The sequence below is a fragment of the Acinetobacter sp. ANC 4636 genome, from assembly GCF_054454555.1.
Genome location: NZ_JBTKVD010000008.1, coordinates 145806 through 168593, shown reverse-complemented (window position 1 = coordinate 168593; position 22788 = coordinate 145806). Strand labels below are relative to the sequence as shown.

Here is a 22788-nt window from a genome sequence, read left to right as displayed (position 1 = left end):
GCTTTTTTGCCTCTTAATTTTTAATTCATGATGGCACAACTCTCTTCTCCTTTTGTAAAGAGGGGAATTTTTTTACGAAAAATTTACGCTTACTGGTTTTTTCAATATAGAAAATTTACGGTCTCACTTCCCATACTAAAGTTGACCTATTTTTAAATGGCATTTGCTATGTGGGAATTTATCTCTGTATTTGTCCTTTCCTTGCTGCTGGCTTATCCGCTAGGTGCTTATCTTGCTGATGTCATGCAAGCAAGGCCAATGAAAAGTGATCGATTATTTAAATGGATTGAGCAGCCGATTTACACTGTGCTTGGCGTGAAACAAGTAGGCATGAACTGGCGGCAATATTTTAGTGCTTTTGTACTAAGTAATGCTTTGTTGTTAGTGGCTAGTGTTGCAGTTTTTATGACTCAAGCATGGTTGCCATTCAATCCTGATCATATTCCAAATATGAAATGGGACTTGGCTATACATACAACGATTTCCTTCTTGACCAATACCGATCAGCAACATTATTCAGGACAAGCACAACTATCTTATTTTGCACAAATGACTGCAATTGTTGGTTTGCAATATTTGTCACCGATTATTGGCTTAGGATTGCTTGCAGCGATGTTGAGAGCTTTATTCCTACAATCAGGGAGAGCAGAAGGTGCGGATAAGAAAGACTGGAGTACGATTAACTTAGGTAATTACTGGATGGATATCATCCGCCCCTTATTTCGGTTTTTCATTCCACTCGGCTTGATTTTTTCTTTGCTTTTGACCTTTCAAGGCGTTCCATCAACCCTGTCTGCGGGTCCAACAGCACAAGTATTGGATCAAACTGTGGAAGTTAAAACTCAACATATTCCACTTGGTCCAGTCGCACCAATGGTTGCGATCAAGCAACTGGGCAGTAACGGTGGGGGGTGGTATGGGCCAAACAGTAGTGTGCCTTTAGAGAATCCAACGCCATTGTCTAATGTGCTTGAAATGATTGCAATATTACTTATTCCACTTTCTGTCGTATTTATGATTGGTCGCTTTATCCAACGTAAAAAATTGATGTGGATGATTTTTAGTAGCATGTTGTTGATGTCACTTTCTTCAACGCTATTGACCTTGTGGGCTGAAAAATCTTCACTAATGCCAAATATGGCATTGATGGAAGGTAAGGAAACTCGCTTTGGTACGGATGCTTCTGCACTGTGGGGAAGTTTAACCACACAAGTCAATAACGGCTCGGTCAATATGATGCATGATTCAGCTTCACCGCTCACAGGCTTGGTTGAACTGTGCAATATGTTGATCAATGCGATCTGGGGCGGGATTGGTTGTGGTCTATTGCAGTTCTTTATTTATCTATTTCTGGCGGTATTTATCGCAGGCTTGATGACAGGACGTACCCCTGAACTGTTTGGACGGAAAATTGAAGTCACAGAAATTAAGTTATTGGCCTTCGTGATTTTATTACAACCTGTGGTGATTCTTGGACTGACTGCGATTGCGATTGCATTTCCATCGATTACAGGTAATTCAAATCCAGCTTTTCATGGCATTAGCCAAGTGTTTTATGAGTATGTCTCTGCTTTTGCTAACAATGGTTCTGGTTTCGAAGGCTTGGCTGATAACACAATATGGTGGAATCTCAGTACCAGCGTAGCTTTGTTGGCAGGTCGTTATAGCGTATTGATGATTCCTGTATTGATTGCAGTCAGTTTGGCAACCAAACCTCAAGCAGCAGAAAGTAAGGGATCTTTACAGATCGAGTCACCAACCTTTGCACTAACCTTAATCGGAATCGTGTTGATTCTCACCTTATTGCAATTTATGCCAGTGTTAGTGATTGGACCAATTGCTGACTATTTATCGATAAAAGTTTAAGCGTGGAGCAAGCACAATGAAACATTCAAATGCGACACAACACATGGATATTTTGAATAAAGAAATTATTCAGCAAACTTTTTATAAATTGCTGCCTCAACATGCTTTTAAAAATCCAGTCATGGCATGCGTATGGATTGGAGCAGTGTTAACCATCATTGCAACGTTGATGGGAAATACCAGCTTAGTTTTTGGCTTAGTCCTAAGCTTGATTTTATTGGTCACGGTATTATTCGCCAATTATGCTGAAGCGGTCGCAGAAGCCAAAGGACGTGGACAAGCTGCATCTTTACGTCAGGCTCGTGAAAACTTAACCGCAAATCATATTCTAGATTTAAATGCTGTGCCGAATACGATTTCTGCAAACCTGCTCAAAAAAGATGATCTAGTCGTCGTCAAAGCAGGTGAAATTGTTCCTGCGGATGGTGAGATTATTCAAGGCTTTGCCACGATCAATGAATCGGCTGTCACAGGTGAGTCTGCACCCGTACTGCGAGAAGCGAATACGGATCGTTCAGGCGTGATTGGGGGCACTAAAGTCTTGTCCGATGAAATTATTATTCGAGTCAGTAATGAAGTGGGGCATAGCTTCTTAGACCGTATGATTGCCTTGGTTGAAGGTGCCAATCGCCAGAAAACACCGAATGAGATTGCACTAAGTATCTTACTGAATATCATGACCATCACATTTATTGTGGTGGTGGCAACCTTACCTTTTATTGGTTCAATGGTAGGGATTAAAATCAGTATGGTTTTGCTGATTGCACTGTTGGTGTGTTTAATTCCAACCACGATTGGCGGTTTGTTGCCTGCGATTGGGATTGCAGGGATGAACCGTGCTTTAAAAGCCAACGTATTAGCTAAATCAGGTAAAGCGGTTGAAGTTGCGGGTGATATTGATGTGCTACTGTTGGATAAAACAGGCACGATCACTTATGGAGACCGCCAAGCCACTGCTTTTTATCCATTGGCAGGTGTGACACCAAGTGAGTTACGTCAAGCAGCAATGCTCACTTCCTTTGCTGATCCAACCCCTGAAGGTAAGTCGGTAATCAGCCTTGGGAAAGAATTAGGTGAAAGCATCCAAGAGCCAAAAGATGCCGAATTCATTCAGTTTAGTGCTTCAACACGGTTATCGGGTGTGGATTTAGTCACAGGACAAAAGATTCGTAAAGGTGCTGTCGATGCCATCCTTAACTTTACCAATCAAGAAATCAAAGACAATGTTGAGCTTAAAACCCGTGTAGAGCAAGTTGCTTCTAAAGGTGCAACGCCATTGGTGGTTTCTTCAAATCACAATATTTTAGGTGTGATTGAACTTTCTGATGTAATCAAGCAAGGGATTAAAGATCGCTTTGCGCTGCTACGTGAAATGGGCATCAAAACCATTATGGTCACAGGAGACAATCCTTTGACTGCGGCTGCGATTGCTGCTGAAGCAGGGGTGGATGATTATATTGCGGAGGCGAGACCTGAGGACAAATTAGCTTGCATTCGTAACGAGCAAGCAGCAGGGAAATTGGTCGCTATGGTGGGTGATGGTACCAACGATGCACCTGCTTTGGCGCAGGCAGATATTGGTTTAGCCATGAATTCAGGTACTCAGGCTGCGAAGGAGGCAGGCAATATGGTGGACTTGGACTCAGATCCAACCAAATTACTGGATGTGGTCGAGATTGGTAAGCAGCAACTCATCACTCGTGGCGCCTTAACCACCTTTTCGTTGGCAAATGACGTATCCAAGTATTTTGTCATCTTACCAGCCTTGTTTGCGGTGGCGATTCCTCAACTTGGGGTATTGAATATTCTACAACTCGGTAGCCCAAGCAGTGCTGTGATTTCAGCATTGATTTTTAATGCCTTAATCATTCCAATGCTGATCCCATTGGCATTAAGAGGGGTACAGTTTAAACCAGCCAGTGCTTTGCAATTGCTACGCCGTAATATGTTGATTTATGGGGTGGGTGGAGTGATCTTTCCGTTTATTGCGATCAAGTTAATTGACCTTGTTGTGTCATTGTGGATTTAGGAGTTAAAGATGAATAATTTATTGAAGCATGAGCAATTCAATCAACAAAATCTTCAATTATCGAATCTCGTTCATTCGGTTTTACGCCCAAGTCTCGGTTTGGTTGCGGTTGGTTTCTTTATTGCAGGCGTGTTGTACGCTACAGCAAGTGTCTCCATTGCACAGTTGATCTTTCCAAAACAAGCCAATGGCAGCTTAATTGAACTGAACGGACAAGTTGTGGGCTCAAGTTTGGTGGGGCAAAATTTTGTCAGTGAACCATATTTCCATGGGCGACCGAGTGCGGTAAGTTACAGTGTAGATGGCATGGCAGGCAGTAATTTGGCAATCTCCAATCCTGATTTGCAAAAACAGATCAAGGAACGAACCGCACAGTTTGCACAGAACAATCAGATTACTGAGCAACAAGTGCCGAACGAGATGGTGACTGCATCGGGAAGCGGAATCGACCCAGATATTTCACCTGAAAGTGCTTTTTTACAGGTGAAACGAATAGCTCAGCAACGCCATTTACCTGAGCAACAAGTTCGTGATTTGGTACAACAACAGATTCAGCCTACACAGTTTGGTTTATATGGGCAAGCGCGAGTGAATGTGTTGCAGTTGAATTTAGCCTTAGATCAATTGTCATCGACCACACTTTGATAGAACAGACCTTATGCAGATTGACCGCAATAACAAAGCAGATGCGTGGTTGGCACATAGTCAACGTGAACAATCTGGACGTTTGACTATTTTTTTGGGTGCAGCCCCCGGGGTTGGGAAAACCTATGCCATGCTAACCCGAGCGCATGAGCTGATGCAACAAGGGCAGCATATGGTAGTCGGGGTCGTAGAAACCCATGGTCGATCTGATACCGAACGTTTGATTCAAGGGCTGAATGTTATTCCAAGAAAGTCCGTGGAATATCAGGGGCGAATGTTGGAAGAGATGGATCTCGACCACATTCTTAAATTAAAGCCTCAAATTGTGCTTGTTGATGAGTTGGCCCATCGTAATGTACCCAATAGTCGGCATGAATATCGTTGGCAAGATGTCAATGAGTTGTTGGATGCAGGCATTGATGTCTATAGCACCTTAAATATTCAGCATTTGGAAAGCCTCAATGATGTGGTTTACCAAATTACGGGGATTCGGGTAACTGAAACTGTACCTGATGCATTACTTAAACGTTTGAAAGATATTCGGCTGGTTGATTTACCTGTTCCTGAATTATTAGAACGAATGAATCATGGCAAGATTTATTTCGCCGATGTTGCACCCCATGCATTGCAAGGTTTTTTTAAAGCTGCAAATTTGACAGCGTTACGCGATCTGGCGATTCAAACTGTTGCAGGGCAGGTCGATATTGATTATCGAGAAAAATTTGTTGCGCAAGGGCAGATTATTCCGATTCAAAATCATGTCCTGTTGGCGATAGATGGCTCTGAATTCTCTGAAGATTTGGTACGCCGTGCCCATCGGATTGCGGAAAGATGCAATGCAACGTGGAGCGTCATTTCGATTCAAAAAAGTAAAGCCGAAACGATACAAATTTTTACGGTGACGAAGGCTTTTAACCTAGCACGTAAGCTTGGTGCAGACACCTATTTACTCTATAGCAATCATATTGCATCAACCATTTTACAAGCGGCTTATGATTATGGTGCATCCAATATTTTACTTGGCAAGAGCCTTCAAAAATCGCTATGGCAACGCTTATTTTCAGATCATATTGCTGACCAACTTTTAGAAAAACAGCACCCTTTTGAAATCACCTTTGTTCAGCCTTTAAAAGCTCAAAATAATCAGACCAGCCCGCAGAACGATACAGCTCATTCATCTTGGCTAGAACAAGGCTTGGCTTTTAATCGATGCGAAGTATTTGAAAGTATCATTATTGTATTGCTAGGACTGATTGTGGCGGCAATCAGTGATCATTTTATTGGGTATAGCGACTTAGCTTTGATTTTTATTGTGACTGTATTATTGGTTGCGATACGTGCCCGCATGTTGATTACAATTATCAGCGTATTCATCTGTTTTTTACTCTATAACTACTTTTTTATTGAACCTCGCTTTACCTTTATGATTAGTGCTGAACGTGGCGTGATTACCATTATCACGTTCATTATTTCAGCCTTACTGGTCGGGCGTTTAGCCAATCAATTACGTGCTCAGGTGTTGAGTTTACGCGCTGCAAATTCAGTGTCGTTACAATTACAAGAATTGGAGCGCAAGCTATCGACATGTGTGGATATTGAACAGGTATTAACCGTCGCCAAACAACATTTGGAAACTTCATTAAATGCGACGATCTGGTTAAAAGTTGAAAATCAGTCTTTAGGCGATGTCTCTGCTTTAAATGAAAAAGATCAAATAGCCGCAGATTGGACACAAAAGAATGCGAAACCCTGTGGACGCTTTACCAATACGCTGACCAATTCTGATTGGTGGTTTATTCCGTTAAATTTGGTGAAAGAATATGGCGTGATTGCAATTCGGTTTAATCAAAACGCTCAAACCATCAGTTTTGAATTGCAACGTTTAACTGAGTTGATGATTGAAGATATTGCGCAAACTGTTTCTCGGGTTCAGCTTTCTTTACAGTTGGAAAATTCTAGAGTGGTGGCTGAAACGGAAAAGCTCCGCTCCGCCTTACTTTCTTCGGTATCACATGATTTACGTTCACCCTTAGCCGCGATGATTGGCTCGGCAGATACGCTTAAATATTATGGCGAACAAATGCCTGAAAGCGATCGGCATGAATTATTAGACACCATTCACATTGAAGGCGAACGACTCGATCGTTATATTCAAAACCTATTGGATATGACTCGATTAGGTCATCAAGGTTTGACTTTGAGTCGTGCTTGGATCGGTGTAGATGAACTGATTGGCTCGGCAATGCAACGGCTTAAACGCTATCAGCCTGAGGTGAAAATCGAAGTTGCTTTGGCGGAAGAACTTCCTCAATTGTATGTGCATCCTGCTTTGATTGAACAAGCCATTTTTAATGTCTTGGAAAATGCCGCAAAGTTCTCACCAGAGAATGTTCCAATTGAAATAAAGATTCAGCAAGAGGAACAATTTCTGCAAATTGACATTATCGATCAGGGGATCGGCATTCCTGAAGATGAACGTGAACAAATTTTTGATATGTTCTATACCATGCAGCGTGGCGATCGAGGGAAAATGGGGACAGGTTTAGGGCTAGCGATTGTCAAAGCAATTATTGGCGCTCATATGGGCAGTATCGAAGCTTTTGGCGGAACAGATGGTCAAGGTACCTTAATTCGCATACGATTACCGTTACATCAGGACTAAAAACATTTTTATGCCGCAAACAATCCATCCCAATTCATCAATTCTGATTATTGATGATGAGCCTCAAATCCGAAAATTTTTGGACATTGCCTTACGAGCGCAAGGCTATCAGGTGCATGTCGCTGAAAATGGCATGAATGGGTTAGAGATTTTGGCTACGCAAGGGGCTGATCTTTTGATTCTGGATCTGGGTTTACCAGATGTGGATGGGCAAGATGTTTTGATTGAGTTAAGACAGTGGTCAGATATCCCTGTCATTGTACTTTCAGCCCGTCCTGATGAAAATCAAAAAATTAAATTATTGGATGCAGGTGCGAATGACTACGTTACTAAACCTTTTAGCATTCAGGAATTATGTGCACGTATTCGGGTAATGTTTCGCAATAAACCACAGCAATCTGAATATAAAATTATATTTGATGATGGTCAATTATCTGTGGATGTAGCTGAACATATGGTGAAGCTCGCTAACGAAGAAATTATTCTCACCAAAAAGGAATTTCAACTGTTAGCACTGCTGATTCGCCATCAGGGTAAGGTTGTCACGCAAAAACAAATTATGACCGACTTATGGGGTATTACTCATGAAGAAGATACCCATTATCTCCGCATTTTGGTGAAAAAACTTAGGACTAAAATTGGGGATTCAGCTTTAAGTCCACGCTATATTTATACTATACCAGGGGTTGGATTACGCTTTTTTGCCTAGTATTTTAAAAAAGAAGCCACCTTACACTAGAACAAAGCTGTATGGTTTTATCAGGAGGTTCTGGACTATAAATGGCGGATAAAAATGAGCTACTTCACGCCAATATTTATTTAAAATGCTGATTAAAACTGAGCCACTGTAACGGCTACACTCTCCTTATTTCGGAAAGGAAGCTTATAGATTTAACATGGTGGCATAATTTTATCGTTATACCTTTGGTGATATTGGTGCACTACGGATTCAGTTAAAAAATTATATTGATTATTTTCGCCCAAATTTCTATCTGTGGGATCATGATAATCGAAAGTGCCTTGAACAGATCAATCAATTATAAAGTGATTATCTATCCAAAACTTTTTTAACTACACCAATTTTACACCATAATTTTTATTTATTGTTGTAAATAATTGATATTTAATGTATAATATTATTTTTATGTCCAATCCATCATGTGGATCTGACTTTAAGGGAGGGAGTCAGTTTGCAACATGCCATCATCGAAGCCAATCAACTACAACAAGAAGCCCAAGCTTGCGGCTTTCAGCAAGAGTTACTTGATCAGGTGGCACGGCAAGGTTATGCCAATGCAGTATTTGATCGGGATGAGGGAGAGGATGGGATAGAGGTTGTAGAGGAGTTTTATCCAGAGCAGTTGAATGAAGCTGCCTCAATCGATCAGAAGCAGAATATCCCTGAAATTCAGCAGATTCAACAGGGTTTGCAGCAGAGTGTTCGAGTGGTGAATTGAGATGGAAGTGAGTGCTTAAAATTAATAGAGCATTTAATTTATCTAGAAAATCATGAATTTTATGAGAGCCTTCAGCTCTCTTTTTTTGATTTTATTTATCATTAAGTAAATAATAAGTTATTATTAATTAGGTGTTTAATTTATGTTGGTGTAATTTTTTTTTAAATAAAAAATTGAATATTTTGTTATATTTTGTTATATTTTGTTATATTTCCCGCAAAATTTATATAGATACTAAAAATGTTAAATAAGAATAAATTGTTAGCGAGCCTATCACTATGTGTTAGTGGTTTGGCAATTGCTCCTATGGGATTTGCAGAGGTATTTGATCCTGCTATTGATGGATTGATACAGAACCAGCAGCGCCAAGCAGAATTAAATAAAATTATTCAACCAGCAAGAGATGTTAATTTAAATACGGCCATAAAAAAACAAATCATAAAACTCACTGATATTGAAGATTCTCCATGTTTTAAGATTCAAAATATTCAAATCAGTGGGCAATACAGTAAAAAATTCAGAGTTTATCTACAACAAGCTGTCGAAGAACTTGGATTTAGGCAAGGTATGTGTATGGGGGAACAGCGGATTAATTTGCTGATGACACGTACCCAAAATATTCTGATTGCGAAAGGCTATACAACGACTCGTATTCTTGCTGCTCCTCAAGACTTAAGTAAAGGTATCTTAAACTTGACGGTGGTTCCGGGTTTGGTGCATATGATCAAGCTTGATTTAAATGATGAAAGCAGCACCCATGCAGATCGTATTCAATATGCAAAAAATATCTTTCCGATCAAAGCGGGAGATATTTTAAATTTAAGAGCGCTAGAGCAAGGACTAGAAAACTTAAAACGTGTACCGACAGTGGAAGCGGATATTCAAATTGTTCCAGCAGATGCACCGAATCAAAGTGATGTCATTGTAAAATGGAAACAACGTACAATTCCTGTACGCCTGACTATGAGTGTAGATGATGCTGGAAGTCGCCAAACAGGAAAGTATCAAGGCAATGTCACTGTTTCCGTAGATAATCCTCTATTCAGAAGTGATCTTTTTTATGTGACATTGGGTCGAAACTTAGCGGATCAAACTGAAATTACTGACCAAAACGATCATCGCGTCAAAGGTCGTACTACGAACTACGCCATTCATTATTCTGTTCCGTATCAAAATTGGCTTATTAGTACCAATGTGAGTCAGTACCAGTATCATCAAGCGGTTGCAGGCACCAATAACGTTTATGACTATAATGGAAAAAGCCAATCTCAAGACATTAGCTTAACCCGCTTACTGTATCGTGACGCAAAGCGTAAAACGTCTGTTACGATCAAAGGTTGGCATACGAAATCCAATAGCTATATTGATGATGCAGAATTGACGGTACAAAGACGTGACGTCGCAGGTTGGCAATTAAATCTTGATCATCGTGAATATATTCAAAATGCCATTCTAGATTTAAGTTTGGGTTATAAACGAGGCACAGGCGCTTTAGATGCTCGTCCTGTTCCTGAAGAGTCGACAGGTGAAGGAACGTCACGGATGAAGATTTGGACTTTAGATGCCAATCTTCAAGTTCCATTTCAATTGGGAACACAAAACTTAAATTATTCCAGTGCATTGCATGGTCAATACAATGATACACCATTAAGCGCACAAGATCGTTTGCCGATTGGCGGGCGTTATACCGTGCGTGGTTTTGATGGTGATTTAACCTTATCTGCTGAGCGTGGACTGTATTGGCGCAATGATTTAGCACTTGCCATTAATCCATCACATCAATTCTATATGGCACTTGATGCAGGACATGTCAGTGGCCCATCGGCACAGTGGCTATTGGGGCAGACGCTCGTTGGTGCTGCAATGGGCGTTCGAGGACAAATAAAAGCAGGTGGTAACCTGTACTATGATGTCTTTGCAGGGAAGCCGTTGAAAAAGCCTGAGTATTTTCAAAACTATGACATGAACTTTGGATTTAGTACCAGCTACTCATTTTAATGTGAATGCAAAATGAAAATAAATAAATTTGGGGTGATTGCACCAACACATTATCCAACTGAGCATTGGAGTGAGGCCGAGGTTTTGGGCTCACTCGTATGGTTGTGGCAATATGTTCCATCGTTAAAAAATGCACCCTTAAGCTACTTCATGGGGCGCATTGTTCCATATTTACAGCATCGACAGTTTGCACTGTTTATTGAAAATGACCGTGTGGTGGGGTATGTCAGTTGGGCATATCTAGATGAGACCACTGAACACAAATATATCCAAAGCCAAGGTCATCCCTTAACACTGGCAGAGAGTAAAAGTGGTGATCGGATGTGGATCATAGATTGGTTTGCACCTTTTGGACATACTCTAGATATCAAAGAGATTCTGAGTAAGGAATTATTTCCATTGTCATTTTTTAGATCGCTTTACCACCGAGGAAAAGAAAAGGGGCTAAAAGTGATGTGCTTCAAGGGTAATCAATTAAGCCGAGAAGATTTTAAGTACTGGCAACACGCTTCACCAATTTCAAAAATAAATTAAGATGAAAACTGCAATTCATGCATTAGATGAATTGTGACATTGTATAGGTCAGTCATATGAACAAGAACTTTTATAAAACCATTTTTAGTAAAACCCGTGGTGAGATGATTGCCGTTGCCGAAAATGTCTCTGTTGCAGGGCAGCACAGCAATCGTTTTAATGGAGATACAAAAATTGAAACCGTCGAGCAGACATGCACAGGTTTAGCTTTAAAAGTTCTTTCGTTCTCGATGTTGTTGATGGCAGGGGCAGCAGTTTTTAGTGGTTCAATGCGTGTACATGCAGGAATTGTTGCCGATTCAAATGCAGCGGCGAATCAGCGTCCGACGATTGTGAATGCGGCCAATGGCACCACACAGGTCAATATTCAGACCCCAACGCAAGCTGGGGTTTCGATGAACCAATACCAACAGTTTGATGTGAATCAAAAAGGTGTGATTTTAAACAACAGTCGCCAAAACACCCAAACCCAATTGGCAGGCTATATTCAAGGCAACCCTTGGCTAGCTGGTGGTGAAGCCAAAGTCATCGTCAATCAGGTTAATAGCAGTAATCCAAGTTATTTGAATGGTTATGTTGAGGTGGGTGGTCGTCGTGCCGATGTGATCATTGCCAATCAAGCTGGGATAAGTGTGGATGGTGGCGGTTTTATCAATGCCAGTCGAGTCACACTTACGACAGGCAACCCATTACTGAATAATGGACAAGTGACAGGTTTTCAAATTCGTGATGGCGTGATTAACATTACAGGAAAAGGCTTAGACACGAGTCAAGCTGATTATACCCAGTTACTCAGTCGTGTTGCCCAAATTAATGCAGGAGTGTGGGCCAAAGATCTACAAGTTGTAACGGGACAAAATGATGTTGATGTCAATCAAAATGTAACCGAAAAATCAAGTACAAGCAGCTCAAACACACCTCAGTTTGCCATTGATACAGGTAGCTTAGGTGGTATGTATTCAGGCAAGATTAGCCTTGTCAGTACAGAAAAGGGCATTGGGATTAACAACGCTGGTCAGGTCTTTGCTTCAGCAGGCAATGTTCATATTAGCGCTGATGGTCAGCTAAGTAATACAGGTGCTATCGTTGCACAGGACAAAACCAATCCGAGCCAAGCGACACTGGATATCCAAGCTCAAGACCTCAAAAACAGTGGTAGTCTTTCGAGTCTTGGTCAACAAAACATACAAAGTAACAGCTTAAGTAATACAGGTTTAATTGCAACTTCAGCAGAACTCAATATTCGTAACCAAGAGACTTTACAAAACCAAGGTGATATCAATGCTGGGCGTTTGGATATTGAAACCCAACAATTACAGAATAAAGGTAGTATCGTTCAAACGGGTTTACAAGGCCTAAGTATTCAAGTAAAAACGTTAAATAATACGGATAAAGGCTTGATCGGTTATACCGAGCTTGACAGTACAGCAGGTTCAGGCGGAACAAGTACAGGCACAGGACAAGCAGGAACGACAGGAAATACATCTGCATCGAGTACGGCTACAGGTGGGGGAAGTACCAGTGAGGCCACTACAGCGATTGCGACCAACTTAGCACAAGGGCGGATTCAAGCGGATAGCATTCAAAATGATGCTGGGAAAATGACAGCTAATGGTGAGGTGGATTTAAATGTAACCCAGAGTTTAGATAATCGCCAAGCCACATTAAACCTCAATATTCTGAGCATGAAGGGCTCTCAGTTTAAAAATATTGAGGGTGATATTCGTGTTCAGGAAGCAGATATCCAAGCCAATACAGTTGAGAATACTCGAGGGAATTTACAAGTTGATCGTTCTTTAAATATCAAAAGTGATCAACTTTTAAATCAAGAAGGGCAAATGGTTGCAGGAAAAACTCTGACCATTGAAACAGGCGATATTCAAAACTTCAAAGGTAAACTTTTATCTTCTGAAGACAACAGCATTAAGGCACAAAATATAAATAATCAAGAAGGACAGATTCTTGCGAACCAAGATGTAATCCTTCAGGCAAAATCAATCACAGCCGATGGTGATCTGGCATCAGGGCGTAATTTAAGTTTGAGCTTACAAGACTCATTCACAACGCAAAATAAAATTGTTGCAGGCAATTTACTTTCGATCAGCACGCTTGGAGATCTGACCAATACGACCGAACTACAAGCTGAAAATGCGATTCAGCTCAATGCCAAGAATATCGATAATCAGGAGAATGGTCGCATTGTTGCTGAAAATGCAATTCATTTACAGAGCGAGAATTTGACCAACCGTGGTGAAATGAATAGTAATGGCCAAACCTTGCTTGAAGTGACTGGAAAAATTAATAACATTGGTACGGGAAAAATTTATGGTAATTATGTTGCGCTTGCAGCCAATGAATTAATTAATCAAGAAGAAACACTTGCGAATGAAAATAAGGCTGCGGTAATTGCGGCACGGCAGCAATTGGATATTGGTGCACAATTGGTAACAAATAAAGAAGGCGCTTTAATTTCAAGTGAGGGTAATCTTGCTATTGCGGGTCAATTGAGCAGTAGTAAAACGGCTGAAGGTCAGGCGACGAACATTAATAATAATAGTGCCAAAATTGAAGCGGGTAATGATTTAACCCTAAATAGTCAAAATATTCGCAACACCAATGAGCATTTTAAAACTGAGCTTAAACAAGTTGATCAGCAACATCTGATTGAATATGAAGCACAGGGACAAAACCAACGCTATGCCGAAGGGAGTCAGGATACACTGGGTTGGTCAATCCAAAATAATGAAAGTGACCATATGGTGACTCCTGATGGGGTGTGGCATGAAAATTGGCATAAATATGATTATGATCGAACCACGCAGCAAACTCAGGTCACCGATTCAGCACCTGGGCAAATTCTTGCAGGTGGTAATCTTAAGATTACGGGTACATCTTTATTAAACTCAGATAGCCAAATTATTGCTGGAAAATCCTTATTCGTTGATGTGAAAGACTTAGTCAATCATGAAACATTAGGGCAAACGATTGTAAGTGATGAAGGTATTATCCATAGTTACTACCGTCACCATAAAAAAGGACGCGATGATACAGGGGAGTCTATTTCATCGTATCAACCTGCACCTATTTTAACAGATTTACATCTAGGTGTCTTTGCTTATCAGGAGCATGCACAACTTACCAATACTCCGAATACAACCGATTCGCTGACGATCAAGTCTGATCAGCAAGATGATATTCGTATTCGAACAATGAATGTGACTACCACTTTACCGAACAGCAGCTTATTTAGTATTAACCCGAATAATACACAGTATTTGATTGAAACAGATCCAAGTTTTACCAATTACAGAAAATGGTTGGGCAGTGATTACATGTTGAATATGTTAAATACAGACCCAGCCAATTTGCATAAACGTTTAGGTGATGGCTACTATGAACAAAAGTTGATTAATCAACAAATTAATCAATTGACAGGTCGTCGTTTCTTAGAGGGTTATAGTAGTGATGAAGAACAATACCAGCAATTGATGCAGAATGGTGTGAGTGCTGCCAAGGCTATGAATCTCACCCTTGGGATTGCATTAAGCGCAGAACAAATTGCACGTTTAACCACAGATATTGTATGGTTAGTTGAAAAACCAGTGAAACTTGCTGATGGTACGACCACCACCGTTTTAGTACCACAGGTCTATGTCCGTGTTCAATCTGGGGATATTAATGGTTCAGGTGCATTATTGGCTGGACAAAATACAGCTTTAGATATTGAAAAAACATTAAACAATAGTGGCACCATTGCTGGACGTCAGGCTTTAGTGATTAATGCGAATCGCATTGATAACTTAGGTGGACGGATGAATGCGAATCAACTTGTAGCGAATGCACAAACTGATATTAACAACCTTGGTGGCGCCATTGATGCCAAGCAACAATTGTTCTTAAAAGCAGGACAAAACATCAATGTGGTGAGTACTACAGCAACATCAGAGAATGCACAAGGTTCAAATACCCATATCAATCGTCAGGCTGGTGTTTATGTGACAGGTAAAACTGAAGATGGTCTTCTGTCATTACAGGCTGGACATGATATTGTGCTTAAAGCAGGCGAAATTTCAAATGCGAGTGTAAATGGTATAACTCAACTTGATGCCAAAAATAACATTGCTATTGGTACTGTCGAGGTGAGCGAAAAACAAGACAATATTAAAGATTCAGAGAACTACATTAAACGAAGTGAGCATGGAGAAATTGGTAGTAAGTTGCAAGCAAGCAACGATATCCAGCTCAAAGCGGGGCAAGACCTGCATGTACGTGGCTCTGAAATTAACAGTGAACAAGGCAATGTGGTTGGGCAAGCGAAGAATATCAATATCGAATCGGGCGAATATACTAAAACAGCGGATGATGCATTAAAAAGCACCAGTAAAGGGGTATTCAGTTCATCGACCTATCGCTTTAAAGACAGCGCATCCAATACCCAAGCCGTTGCAAGTGTCATTGGTGCAAAAAATATTACATTGAATGCCGAACAAGATATTAAGGTCAAAGGCAGTCAAGTCATTGCAGACCAAGACACTAGATTAAGTGCAAAAAACAATATCAACATTGAAGCAGCAACCACTAATTCAAGCGAAGAGCATCTGGCTGCTAAACAAAAATCAGGCCTGTTTAGTAGCGGAGGAATTGGTTTTACCATAGGAACAATTAAAGAAACCACCGATAACCAAACACAAAAGGCCAATAGCACAGCATCTACAGTGGGAAGTTTAAAGGGTAATACCAACATTATTGCTGGTCAAAACTACCAACAAACAGGTAGTACAGTATCGGCGCAGCAAGGTGACGTCAATATACAAGCCCAGCAAGTCAACATTGAAGCTGCAAAAGAACAAAGTGCAAATAACTATCAATATGAGCGTGAACAAAAAGGCTTCACCCTTGCAGTAAACGTTCCAGTGGTCTCAGCCATTCAAACCGCAGCAAATGCCGTCCAACAAGTTGGACAAAGCAAAAATGACCGAGTGAATGCAATGGCGGCTGCGAATGCAGGATTTGATGCTTACCAAGCAGGGCAATCACTTGCTCAACTTAAAGATGCGGCAACCAGTGCTAGTAGTTTAGCGCAAGGTGCTAATGTCAGTGTCAGTATTACCTATGGTCAGCAAAAGGATACCAATTTTAGTAAAACAGCCAGTACAACAGGGGCATCGAGCCAAGTCTATGCTGGGGGTAAAACCAATATTGTAGCGACAGGTGCAGGTGATCAATCCAATATCAATATTATTGGTTCAAATGTATTAGGCAAGCAAGGTACAAATTTAACTGCCGACCATGACATTAACATCAAATCATTTGAACAAAATACCACAGAGCGTTCAGGGAATAAGAGCGAGGGCTTTAATGTCGGAGTTGCTGTGAGCTATGGTAGTAATGGATTAGCCTTTGGTGTAACCGCTGGTGGAAATGTTGGCAAAGGCACAGGCAATGGCGATGAAATTAGCCATCTGAATAGTCATGTTGGTTCACAAGACAGCAAAACCAACATCAATAGTGGCAATGCAACCAATATTCAAGGTGGGCAGGTACAAGGCAAAGGGGTAACAGTAACCGCCAAAGAACTGAATATTGAAAGCTTACAAGACAAAGCAACCTATAAAGCCAAGCAACAGAACATATCAGGTCAAGCCACTGTGGGTTATGGTGCATCGGTTTCAGGTAGTTATAGCCAATCGAATATCAATGCCAATTATGCTTCTGTTACTGAACAATCGGGGATATTTGCAGGGGATGATGGCTATCAGATCAATGTAAAGAACAATACCGATCTTAAAGGTACAATCATCACCTCTAATCAAAAAGCTGAAGATGCAGGTAAAAATAGTTTAAGCACAGGCACATTAACAGCTTCTGATATTCATAATGTTACCGAATACGATGCCAAAGGGATTGGCATCAGTGGCAGTGCGAGCATTAGTGGAAAATCGTTGGGTCAGGATGCCCCTCAAAAAGGAGATGCTGTACAACTTAGAAATGAAGGAAATAAAGGAACAGGTAAATCGGTTGGTTTTGGTTTAGACAGCGAGAAAGACAGCAGTGTGACCCGAAGTGGTATTAACACCAAAAACATTACCATTCAAGAAACGGCACGTCAGGAAGAATTGACAGGGAAAACGGCTGAACAAGCCAAAGCAGATATTCACACCAATGTGAGTACTGAAACTGCTAAAGAAAATAGCGGTGCGTTAAAAAATAATTTTGATAAAGATAAAGTATTAAAGGAAATCAACTTACAGGTCAATGTGACAAAAGAATTTAGAGATAATAGTCAGCAGCTAATAAGTAATTATACAGAATCTAGGCAAGCAGATTTGAGAGATCAAATTAAGGAAGCTAAAACAGAAGATGAAAAAACAGAATTGTATGCTGAAATATATAAATTACAGTATCAAAGACGTTTGTTAGAAACACTGGTCAATATTATTTCGGCTGATCCGACAATAGGAATTACACAGGGTAGTTTGCAATTAGCTGCAACCAGAATGCGAGAAGAAAGCCTGGCCAATTCTCGACAATCGCCAGGAATGGTGATTGATCAAAAAACGGGACAGGTGATTAATAATGTGTCGTATGACAGTGGTTATTTTGATGGGGTTAAGTTAGGTGGCGTACGCTTAGATACGGATACAATTTGTGGTGAAGGTAATCATAGATGTGATAATGATAATGGTAAGTTAATTACTGATACAAAAGGAAATTATACCTACAAAGGAGATGAAAACTATCCAACCTATCAAGATTTTGTCAATAAAAGTCCAGAAGCGAGTAACCTTTACGGTCCCACTGGTGGCTTCCAACCAATAGAAGGTGGATGGTATTTGCCTGGTGGCGTTGTAATTCCATATAAATCAGGGAGTTTATCGGATATGGTGGTTGAGTCTTTTGCAGGAACGCATGATTATATTGGTGGTGAGATCTGGGGGTGGTATGGAAAAGATGGAAATACCTCTACCAATCGTACTACATTTCAAAATACAGCATCTACCGCAACGACAGTAACAGCCATTCCAGTTGCTGCACCTTTTGCGTTAGCAGATTTGTTAGATTCTAATACTGTACAATTTCTTTTTTCACTAGGAAAATAATCATGAACAATCAAATAATATTTATTATAGCAATCGCTTTATTTTTAAATGGTTGTGTTCCTATACGGGTAATTCCTAAATATAGTCCAGATACGTATAATGGTTATAAAGTTATTCAAGGATATCAAAAAAGTGACACTATAGGGCATACCGATGTTGAGCAACGTAAGCAAGATGTTTTTGCTTGTGGAGTAAGAAACTATTTTGATGGAAATCTAGATATAGCTCAATCATATCCAGATCTTACTAATATAGATAAAGCAATTATACGCCGAGATTCTATTTATAAGTGCTTGAAAAACAAAGGCTACGTAATTCACAGTCCTGAAAGATGTACAGTAAATGGAAAACCAACAGGTTTTTGTAATTAAATTATAGGAAATAGATAAAAATGTTTAAATTAATGATGCTATTGCCTGTCTTGCTATTAGTTGCATGTACTACAAATTCGAATTTATCACCTGTAACACCAATTTATAAAGCAGAGAATAGCGATTTAAACAGCATGAATGATTGTAATGCGATTGAAGAGAATATTCAAAAATCTCAAATGATGTTGGCTAATTATAAAAAAAGTAAAAGCTTAAATACATCGGCAAATGTACTTTCTGGAATTGCTTCGGTATTATCATTAGGAACGGATCGCACAGATTATGTTTCGAATGCAGATTTAAATAGTGGGATTTTATCTTATGAAAATAGACTAAAAAAATTAGAAGTTTTGAGACATAAATATTGTGATTTACCTGTACAGTAATAATGATGTGACTTTTAGAAAGCATAGAGAAATTATTGAAAATGATAATGACCTTAGGTAAATAGTGAACTGACATCTCATAAAGTGATTAACCCTTATTATCAAGAATATTTAAAATGTAGTAACTAGACGCTTTTTAAATTAGCTAAAAGTAATTTAAATTTAGATGTTAAATTTTATAACATGCATAGGGAAAACCTCGGAGAGTAATTATGCTAAAATATGTTGTTGTATTAAGTGGTTTGGCTTTGCTAACAGGCTGCCAAACCACAAGTGTTATAGAAAAAAATAGCTATTCAACTGCTAAGGATTCACGTATTCGGCTATACGGACAGAATCAACAACCAACGATCCTCAAATATAAATATAATGGAAAGAGTGAAAAAATAAATGTTGGGGGTGAAGCAGGAGATGCCTTTTCTTCTTTAATTGGAACAGTCAAAAACCAAAGTATTGGAATAGCTCAAACGACAATGAGCGAAAATTTGAAGGCGCATAATGGCATTCTTTCAAAGGCTTTTTTTAAAGAGTTTGTGATTCCAGCAGGAACACCAATCTCTATACATAATTCATTTATAGGTTTGTCCAATGTTTTACCTACGACAAATATGACTTTGGTACAATATGAAGGGTCATGCACATCATCTGGTTTGACCTTTATTGCCAAAGCAGGAAAGGACTACGAAGCAATTCCAAGTCAGAAAAGTTCAGCATGTGGATTAGTTTTACTGGAAATTGATAGTCATGGAAATACGAAACAAGTTAGTTTCTAGGTTTTGATTTTGGTCTAAGGCATGGCATCTTTTGATTAATCAAAAACTTAAGTGATGCCATTTCTTTATAAAGGCAAATGACTGAAATATTTTAGTGTGATTCTACTTTCTAGTTCGATGGCTGTATGTAGTAGTATTCAACCTAGCCATGAAAAAATTGATAATAGTCAGATGCTCACATCATTAAATTGTGACCACTATTATTTAGATCATAGTAGTGAGGTTATTTTGATTTATTCTCATTTAGTAAATAAGTTTGATCGTGAAATTTCCTTTAAATTTAATGTTAATAGTGGTGAAGCAATCTTAAGAGCAATACCATTTAATTTAGATCAACCTGAGAATTTTATTTTTATTGATAAAGGCTGAGTTAAGATATTTTAAATCCCTAAAACCACTTGATAAGGCTTAAACCCTTCTATCACAGCATTTGCAACTAATTGAACAAATTTTTCAGTGTGACCAAAAGCCATCCACTGATCTAATGCTTCATAATAGGCAAGACGATTCTCAACAGTGAACACAAGGTGGATAGCCTGCTTTCATAAGCTCTAAATTCATAAGTAGCCGAGAAGTACGTCCGTTACCATCGATAAAAGGGTGAATTCCCGCAAAATCAGCATGTACTTTAGCAGCTCGTTCAATAGGATGTAATTGATTAGCTTCAGCGTTATACCAGTCTACAAGCTGAGCCACTTTATCATTCAGTAGTGTGTAATCAGGAGGGTTTGATGTTGCACCTGAAATTAGCACATTCTGTTGTCGATAACGTCCAGCATTGAGTACAAGAAATTTTCAAGATTAGGTTAATGAAATTAATATTTACACCACTAATTTTACATATTTAACTAAGTTTAATTTTTTATTTCTGTCCAATCATCATCATCTTGGTTTTACCATTCGCCAATAAGCGTTCATTCATTGCTTTGATGTGAGGGTTATGTTGAGTTGCGAGAATAGCTGCCATTATAAACCAGCACGTATTTTGGAAGCGCCTACTTTGGATAAACGGCTTCTGCCATGAATGGAACTACCCGATTGCTTTTGAATGGGAACCGAACCGATAAAGGTTGCTGCTAGACTGGGTTTTTCAAAAGTATGACTACGCAAGAAACTGAGCATTAATAAACTGGTTCGATCTGCAATCTATTGATGTGCTCTATCGCAACTCGTATCATGCTACATTAAAACAGATTGATTAGGTACCTCGACTCGATAGTGTTTCGAATACAATTATTATAGCAGCACTGAATGATTGCTGAATGCGCCGTACACCGTCTGTGCAAGCATCTTTGTTAAGTAAGTTGCGTCGATTTATGCCAAGTGGTCGGGTTGATAAAAGTATTAGAAAGACTTGTGGTCTGAAAATAAATCAGTGAGTATTTTTATGCTTAGATTTTAATTTGAACAGGAAGAGGGCAAGGTATACTGCCTTTCAAAGTTAATGTAAAGTTGCTGCTTTTTTTAAATAATATATCTTGAAAAATTCCCAATCCGATTAACCTAAACAGTAGAGAAGATATGAAATACCAACCGCCTTATACTATTACCTCAAAAATCATTCATCTGATTGCTCAGATTAGTGAAAATATAGGGCGGTTGACTGTTTTGGAGGAAATACAAGACAGCTTAAAACTAAGAAAAGCCAATCGTATTCGAACTATTCAAGGTTCACTTGCTATAGAAGGAAACACCCTAAGTACCGAGCAAATCACAGCGATACTCAATGGTAAGCCTGTGATTGCGCCTCCAAAAGAAGTTCAGGAAGTAAGAAATGCCATTAAAGCCTATGAAGCCTTTCAGCAGTGGCAGCCAAGTCAAGAAATAGACTTATTACAAGCACACCAAATCTTAATGACAGGCTTGATTGATGAAGTGGGTCAATATCGGCATGGTAGTGTAGGGGTAATGTCGGGTGATCGGGTTGTACACATGGCGCCACCTGCTAATCAGATTAATCGGTTGATGGTCGATTTACTTAACTGGCTGAATGATAGTGAAGAACATCCCTTAATTAAAAGCTCTGTATTTCATTATGAGTTTGAGTTCATCCATCCATTTGCAGATGGTAATGGGCGTATGGGGCGATTATGGCAAACTTTAATTCTCAGTCGATGGAATCCTATCTTTGCTAATATTCCAGTAGAAAGTCTAATTTATCAAAATCAAAAAGCTTACTATGAAGCTTTACAGGCAAGTACGAATCAAGTTGACTCAGCTCCTTTTATTGAATTCATATTGCAAATGATTTTAGATGCAATTCTTAGTTCAAATGAAACCGCTCAAGCTAGCGATCATGCTACCGCTCAAGCTAACGTACAAGTTAAGAGTTTGATTTCAATAATGGAAGATGGTGAATATACTTTGGCAGAGTTGATGCAACTTTTGGGCTTATCTCATCGTGCAACATTTCTGCAGAATTACCTTAACCCTGCAATTGAAGCTGGATTAATTCAACGAACAATTCCTGATAAGCCAAAAAGTCCAAAACAGAAGTACAGATTAAGTTAATAGTGAGAGAACTGTAGATTGTTTTCTATACTCTCGACTTAAGATAATTTGTTTTATATCTTCAGGCAGTAATACATTTTCAATCAAATTCATTGCCTTGCATAAGTCATCAAAAGATACCCGAATATATCCATCGGTCACATCATTGCTATTATCTTCAATGGTGTGATTAATCAATCGCTTAATAGTATAACTACCTATGGCTAAACTATTGGCAATTGAACTGAAAGTACGGCGTAAGTCATGGAGTGTAAAAGTAATTCCTGATTCTTGTGCAACTTTCAATCTCGCAGCTCTTCGGTCACTAATGTGAGATTCTCCACCACGATCAGTAAATACATATAAGTGATGATTTGCTCGTTATTGAATCAACATTTAAAGTTGAATATAGATGCAGTATAACGACATATTGTGTCGCCATTGAGGAATTATATCTTGCTTAAATACTAGAAATTT

12 protein-coding genes and 5 pseudogenes are annotated in these 22788 nt (G+C 39.4%); 14 read left to right on the top strand and 3 right to left on the bottom strand.

Going from position 1 to position 22788, the window contains the following annotated elements:
• The first annotated feature begins 168 nt into the window (after nucleotides 1-168).
• The 13 genes and pseudogenes from kdpA to ACX1N5_RS10515 all read left to right on the top strand — a co-directional run bounded on the left by kdpA (nucleotide 169) and on the right by ACX1N5_RS10515 (nucleotide 19821).
• The gene (gene kdpA, locus ACX1N5_RS10575; protein WP_458801811.1) at nucleotides 169-1866 is read left to right on the top strand and encodes a potassium-transporting ATPase subunit KdpA; all 1698 of its coding nucleotides are present in this window, start codon (nucleotides 169-171) and stop codon (nucleotides 1864-1866) included.
• 16 nt (nucleotides 1867-1882) lie between these two features.
• Nucleotides 1883-3895, top strand: coding sequence for a potassium-transporting ATPase subunit KdpB (kdpB, locus tag ACX1N5_RS10570; protein WP_458801813.1), 2013 nt, complete (start codon nucleotides 1883-1885; stop codon nucleotides 3893-3895).
• A 9-nt stretch (nucleotides 3896-3904) separates the two neighbouring features.
• A complete protein-coding gene (gene kdpC, locus ACX1N5_RS10565) occupies nucleotides 3905-4540 on the top strand; it encodes a potassium-transporting ATPase subunit KdpC (protein WP_458801815.1) in 636 nt (211 codons plus the stop codon).
• Nucleotides 4541-4553: 13 nt separating this feature from the next.
• Nucleotides 4554-7202 (top strand): ATP-binding protein, encoded by a 2649-nt coding sequence (locus ACX1N5_RS10560; protein ID WP_458801817.1) that lies wholly within the window; start codon nucleotides 4554-4556, stop codon nucleotides 7200-7202.
• Between the two features lie 10 nt (nucleotides 7203-7212).
• Entirely contained in the window at nucleotides 7213-7911 is a 699-nt protein-coding gene (locus ACX1N5_RS10555; protein ID WP_458801819.1) for a response regulator, read from the top strand.
• A gap of 481 nt (nucleotides 7912-8392) precedes the next feature.
• A complete protein-coding gene (locus tag ACX1N5_RS10550) occupies nucleotides 8393-8659 on the top strand; it encodes a hypothetical protein (RefSeq protein WP_458801821.1) in 267 nt (88 codons plus the stop codon).
• A 240-nt stretch (nucleotides 8660-8899) separates the two neighbouring features.
• Nucleotides 8900-10657 (top strand): ShlB/FhaC/HecB family hemolysin secretion/activation protein, encoded by a 1758-nt coding sequence (locus ACX1N5_RS10545; protein WP_458801823.1) that lies wholly within the window; start codon nucleotides 8900-8902, stop codon nucleotides 10655-10657.
• A 12-nt stretch (nucleotides 10658-10669) separates the two neighbouring features.
• Complete coding sequence (locus ACX1N5_RS10540) at nucleotides 10670-11191, top strand: toxin-activating lysine-acyltransferase (protein ID WP_458801825.1); 522 nt, start codon at nucleotides 10670-10672, stop codon at nucleotides 11189-11191.
• A gap of 56 nt (nucleotides 11192-11247) precedes the next feature.
• Nucleotides 11248-15570 (top strand): annotated as a pseudogene (locus ACX1N5_RS10535) (two-partner secretion domain-containing protein); the annotation flags it as partial.
• 153 nt (nucleotides 15571-15723) lie between these two features.
• Nucleotides 15724-17370: pseudogene (locus ACX1N5_RS10530) on the top strand (hemagglutinin repeat-containing protein); the annotation flags it as partial.
• 923 nt (nucleotides 17371-18293) lie between these two features.
• Nucleotides 18294-18662, top strand: a complete 369-nt coding sequence (locus ACX1N5_RS10525) for a hypothetical protein (protein ID WP_458801827.1) — start codon at nucleotides 18294-18296, stop codon at nucleotides 18660-18662.
• A gap of 20 nt (nucleotides 18663-18682) precedes the next feature.
• Nucleotides 18683-19048: a hypothetical protein gene (locus ACX1N5_RS10520; protein ID WP_458801829.1), complete on the top strand. Its 366-nt coding sequence runs from the start codon at nucleotides 18683-18685 to the stop codon at nucleotides 19046-19048.
• Between the two features lie 212 nt (nucleotides 19049-19260).
• Entirely contained in the window at nucleotides 19261-19821 is a 561-nt protein-coding gene (locus ACX1N5_RS10515) for a hypothetical protein (protein ID WP_458801831.1), read from the top strand.
• A gap of 380 nt (nucleotides 19822-20201) precedes the next feature.
• Here the strand turns inward: ACX1N5_RS10515 and ACX1N5_RS10510 are convergent.
• A pseudogene (locus tag ACX1N5_RS10510) lies at nucleotides 20202-20601 on the bottom strand (Fic family protein); the annotation flags it as partial.
• Between the two features lie 91 nt (nucleotides 20602-20692).
• Nucleotides 20693-20967 (bottom strand): annotated as a pseudogene (locus ACX1N5_RS10505) (transposase); the annotation flags it as partial.
• Between the two features lie 375 nt (nucleotides 20968-21342).
• Here ACX1N5_RS10505 and ACX1N5_RS10500 point away from each other — a divergent pair.
• Nucleotides 21343-22332 carry a Fic family protein gene (locus ACX1N5_RS10500; RefSeq protein WP_458801833.1) on the top strand — a complete coding sequence of 330 codons (990 nt, stop codon included), beginning with the start codon at nucleotides 21343-21345 and terminating at the stop codon, nucleotides 22330-22332.
• Here the strand turns inward: ACX1N5_RS10500 and ACX1N5_RS10495 are convergent.
• Nucleotides 22324-22692 (bottom strand): annotated as a pseudogene (locus tag ACX1N5_RS10495) (site-specific integrase); the annotation flags it as partial. The gene ACX1N5_RS10500 and the pseudogene ACX1N5_RS10495 sit on opposite strands and share 9 nt — an antisense overlap.
• Between the last annotated feature and the right edge of the window lie 96 nt (nucleotides 22693-22788).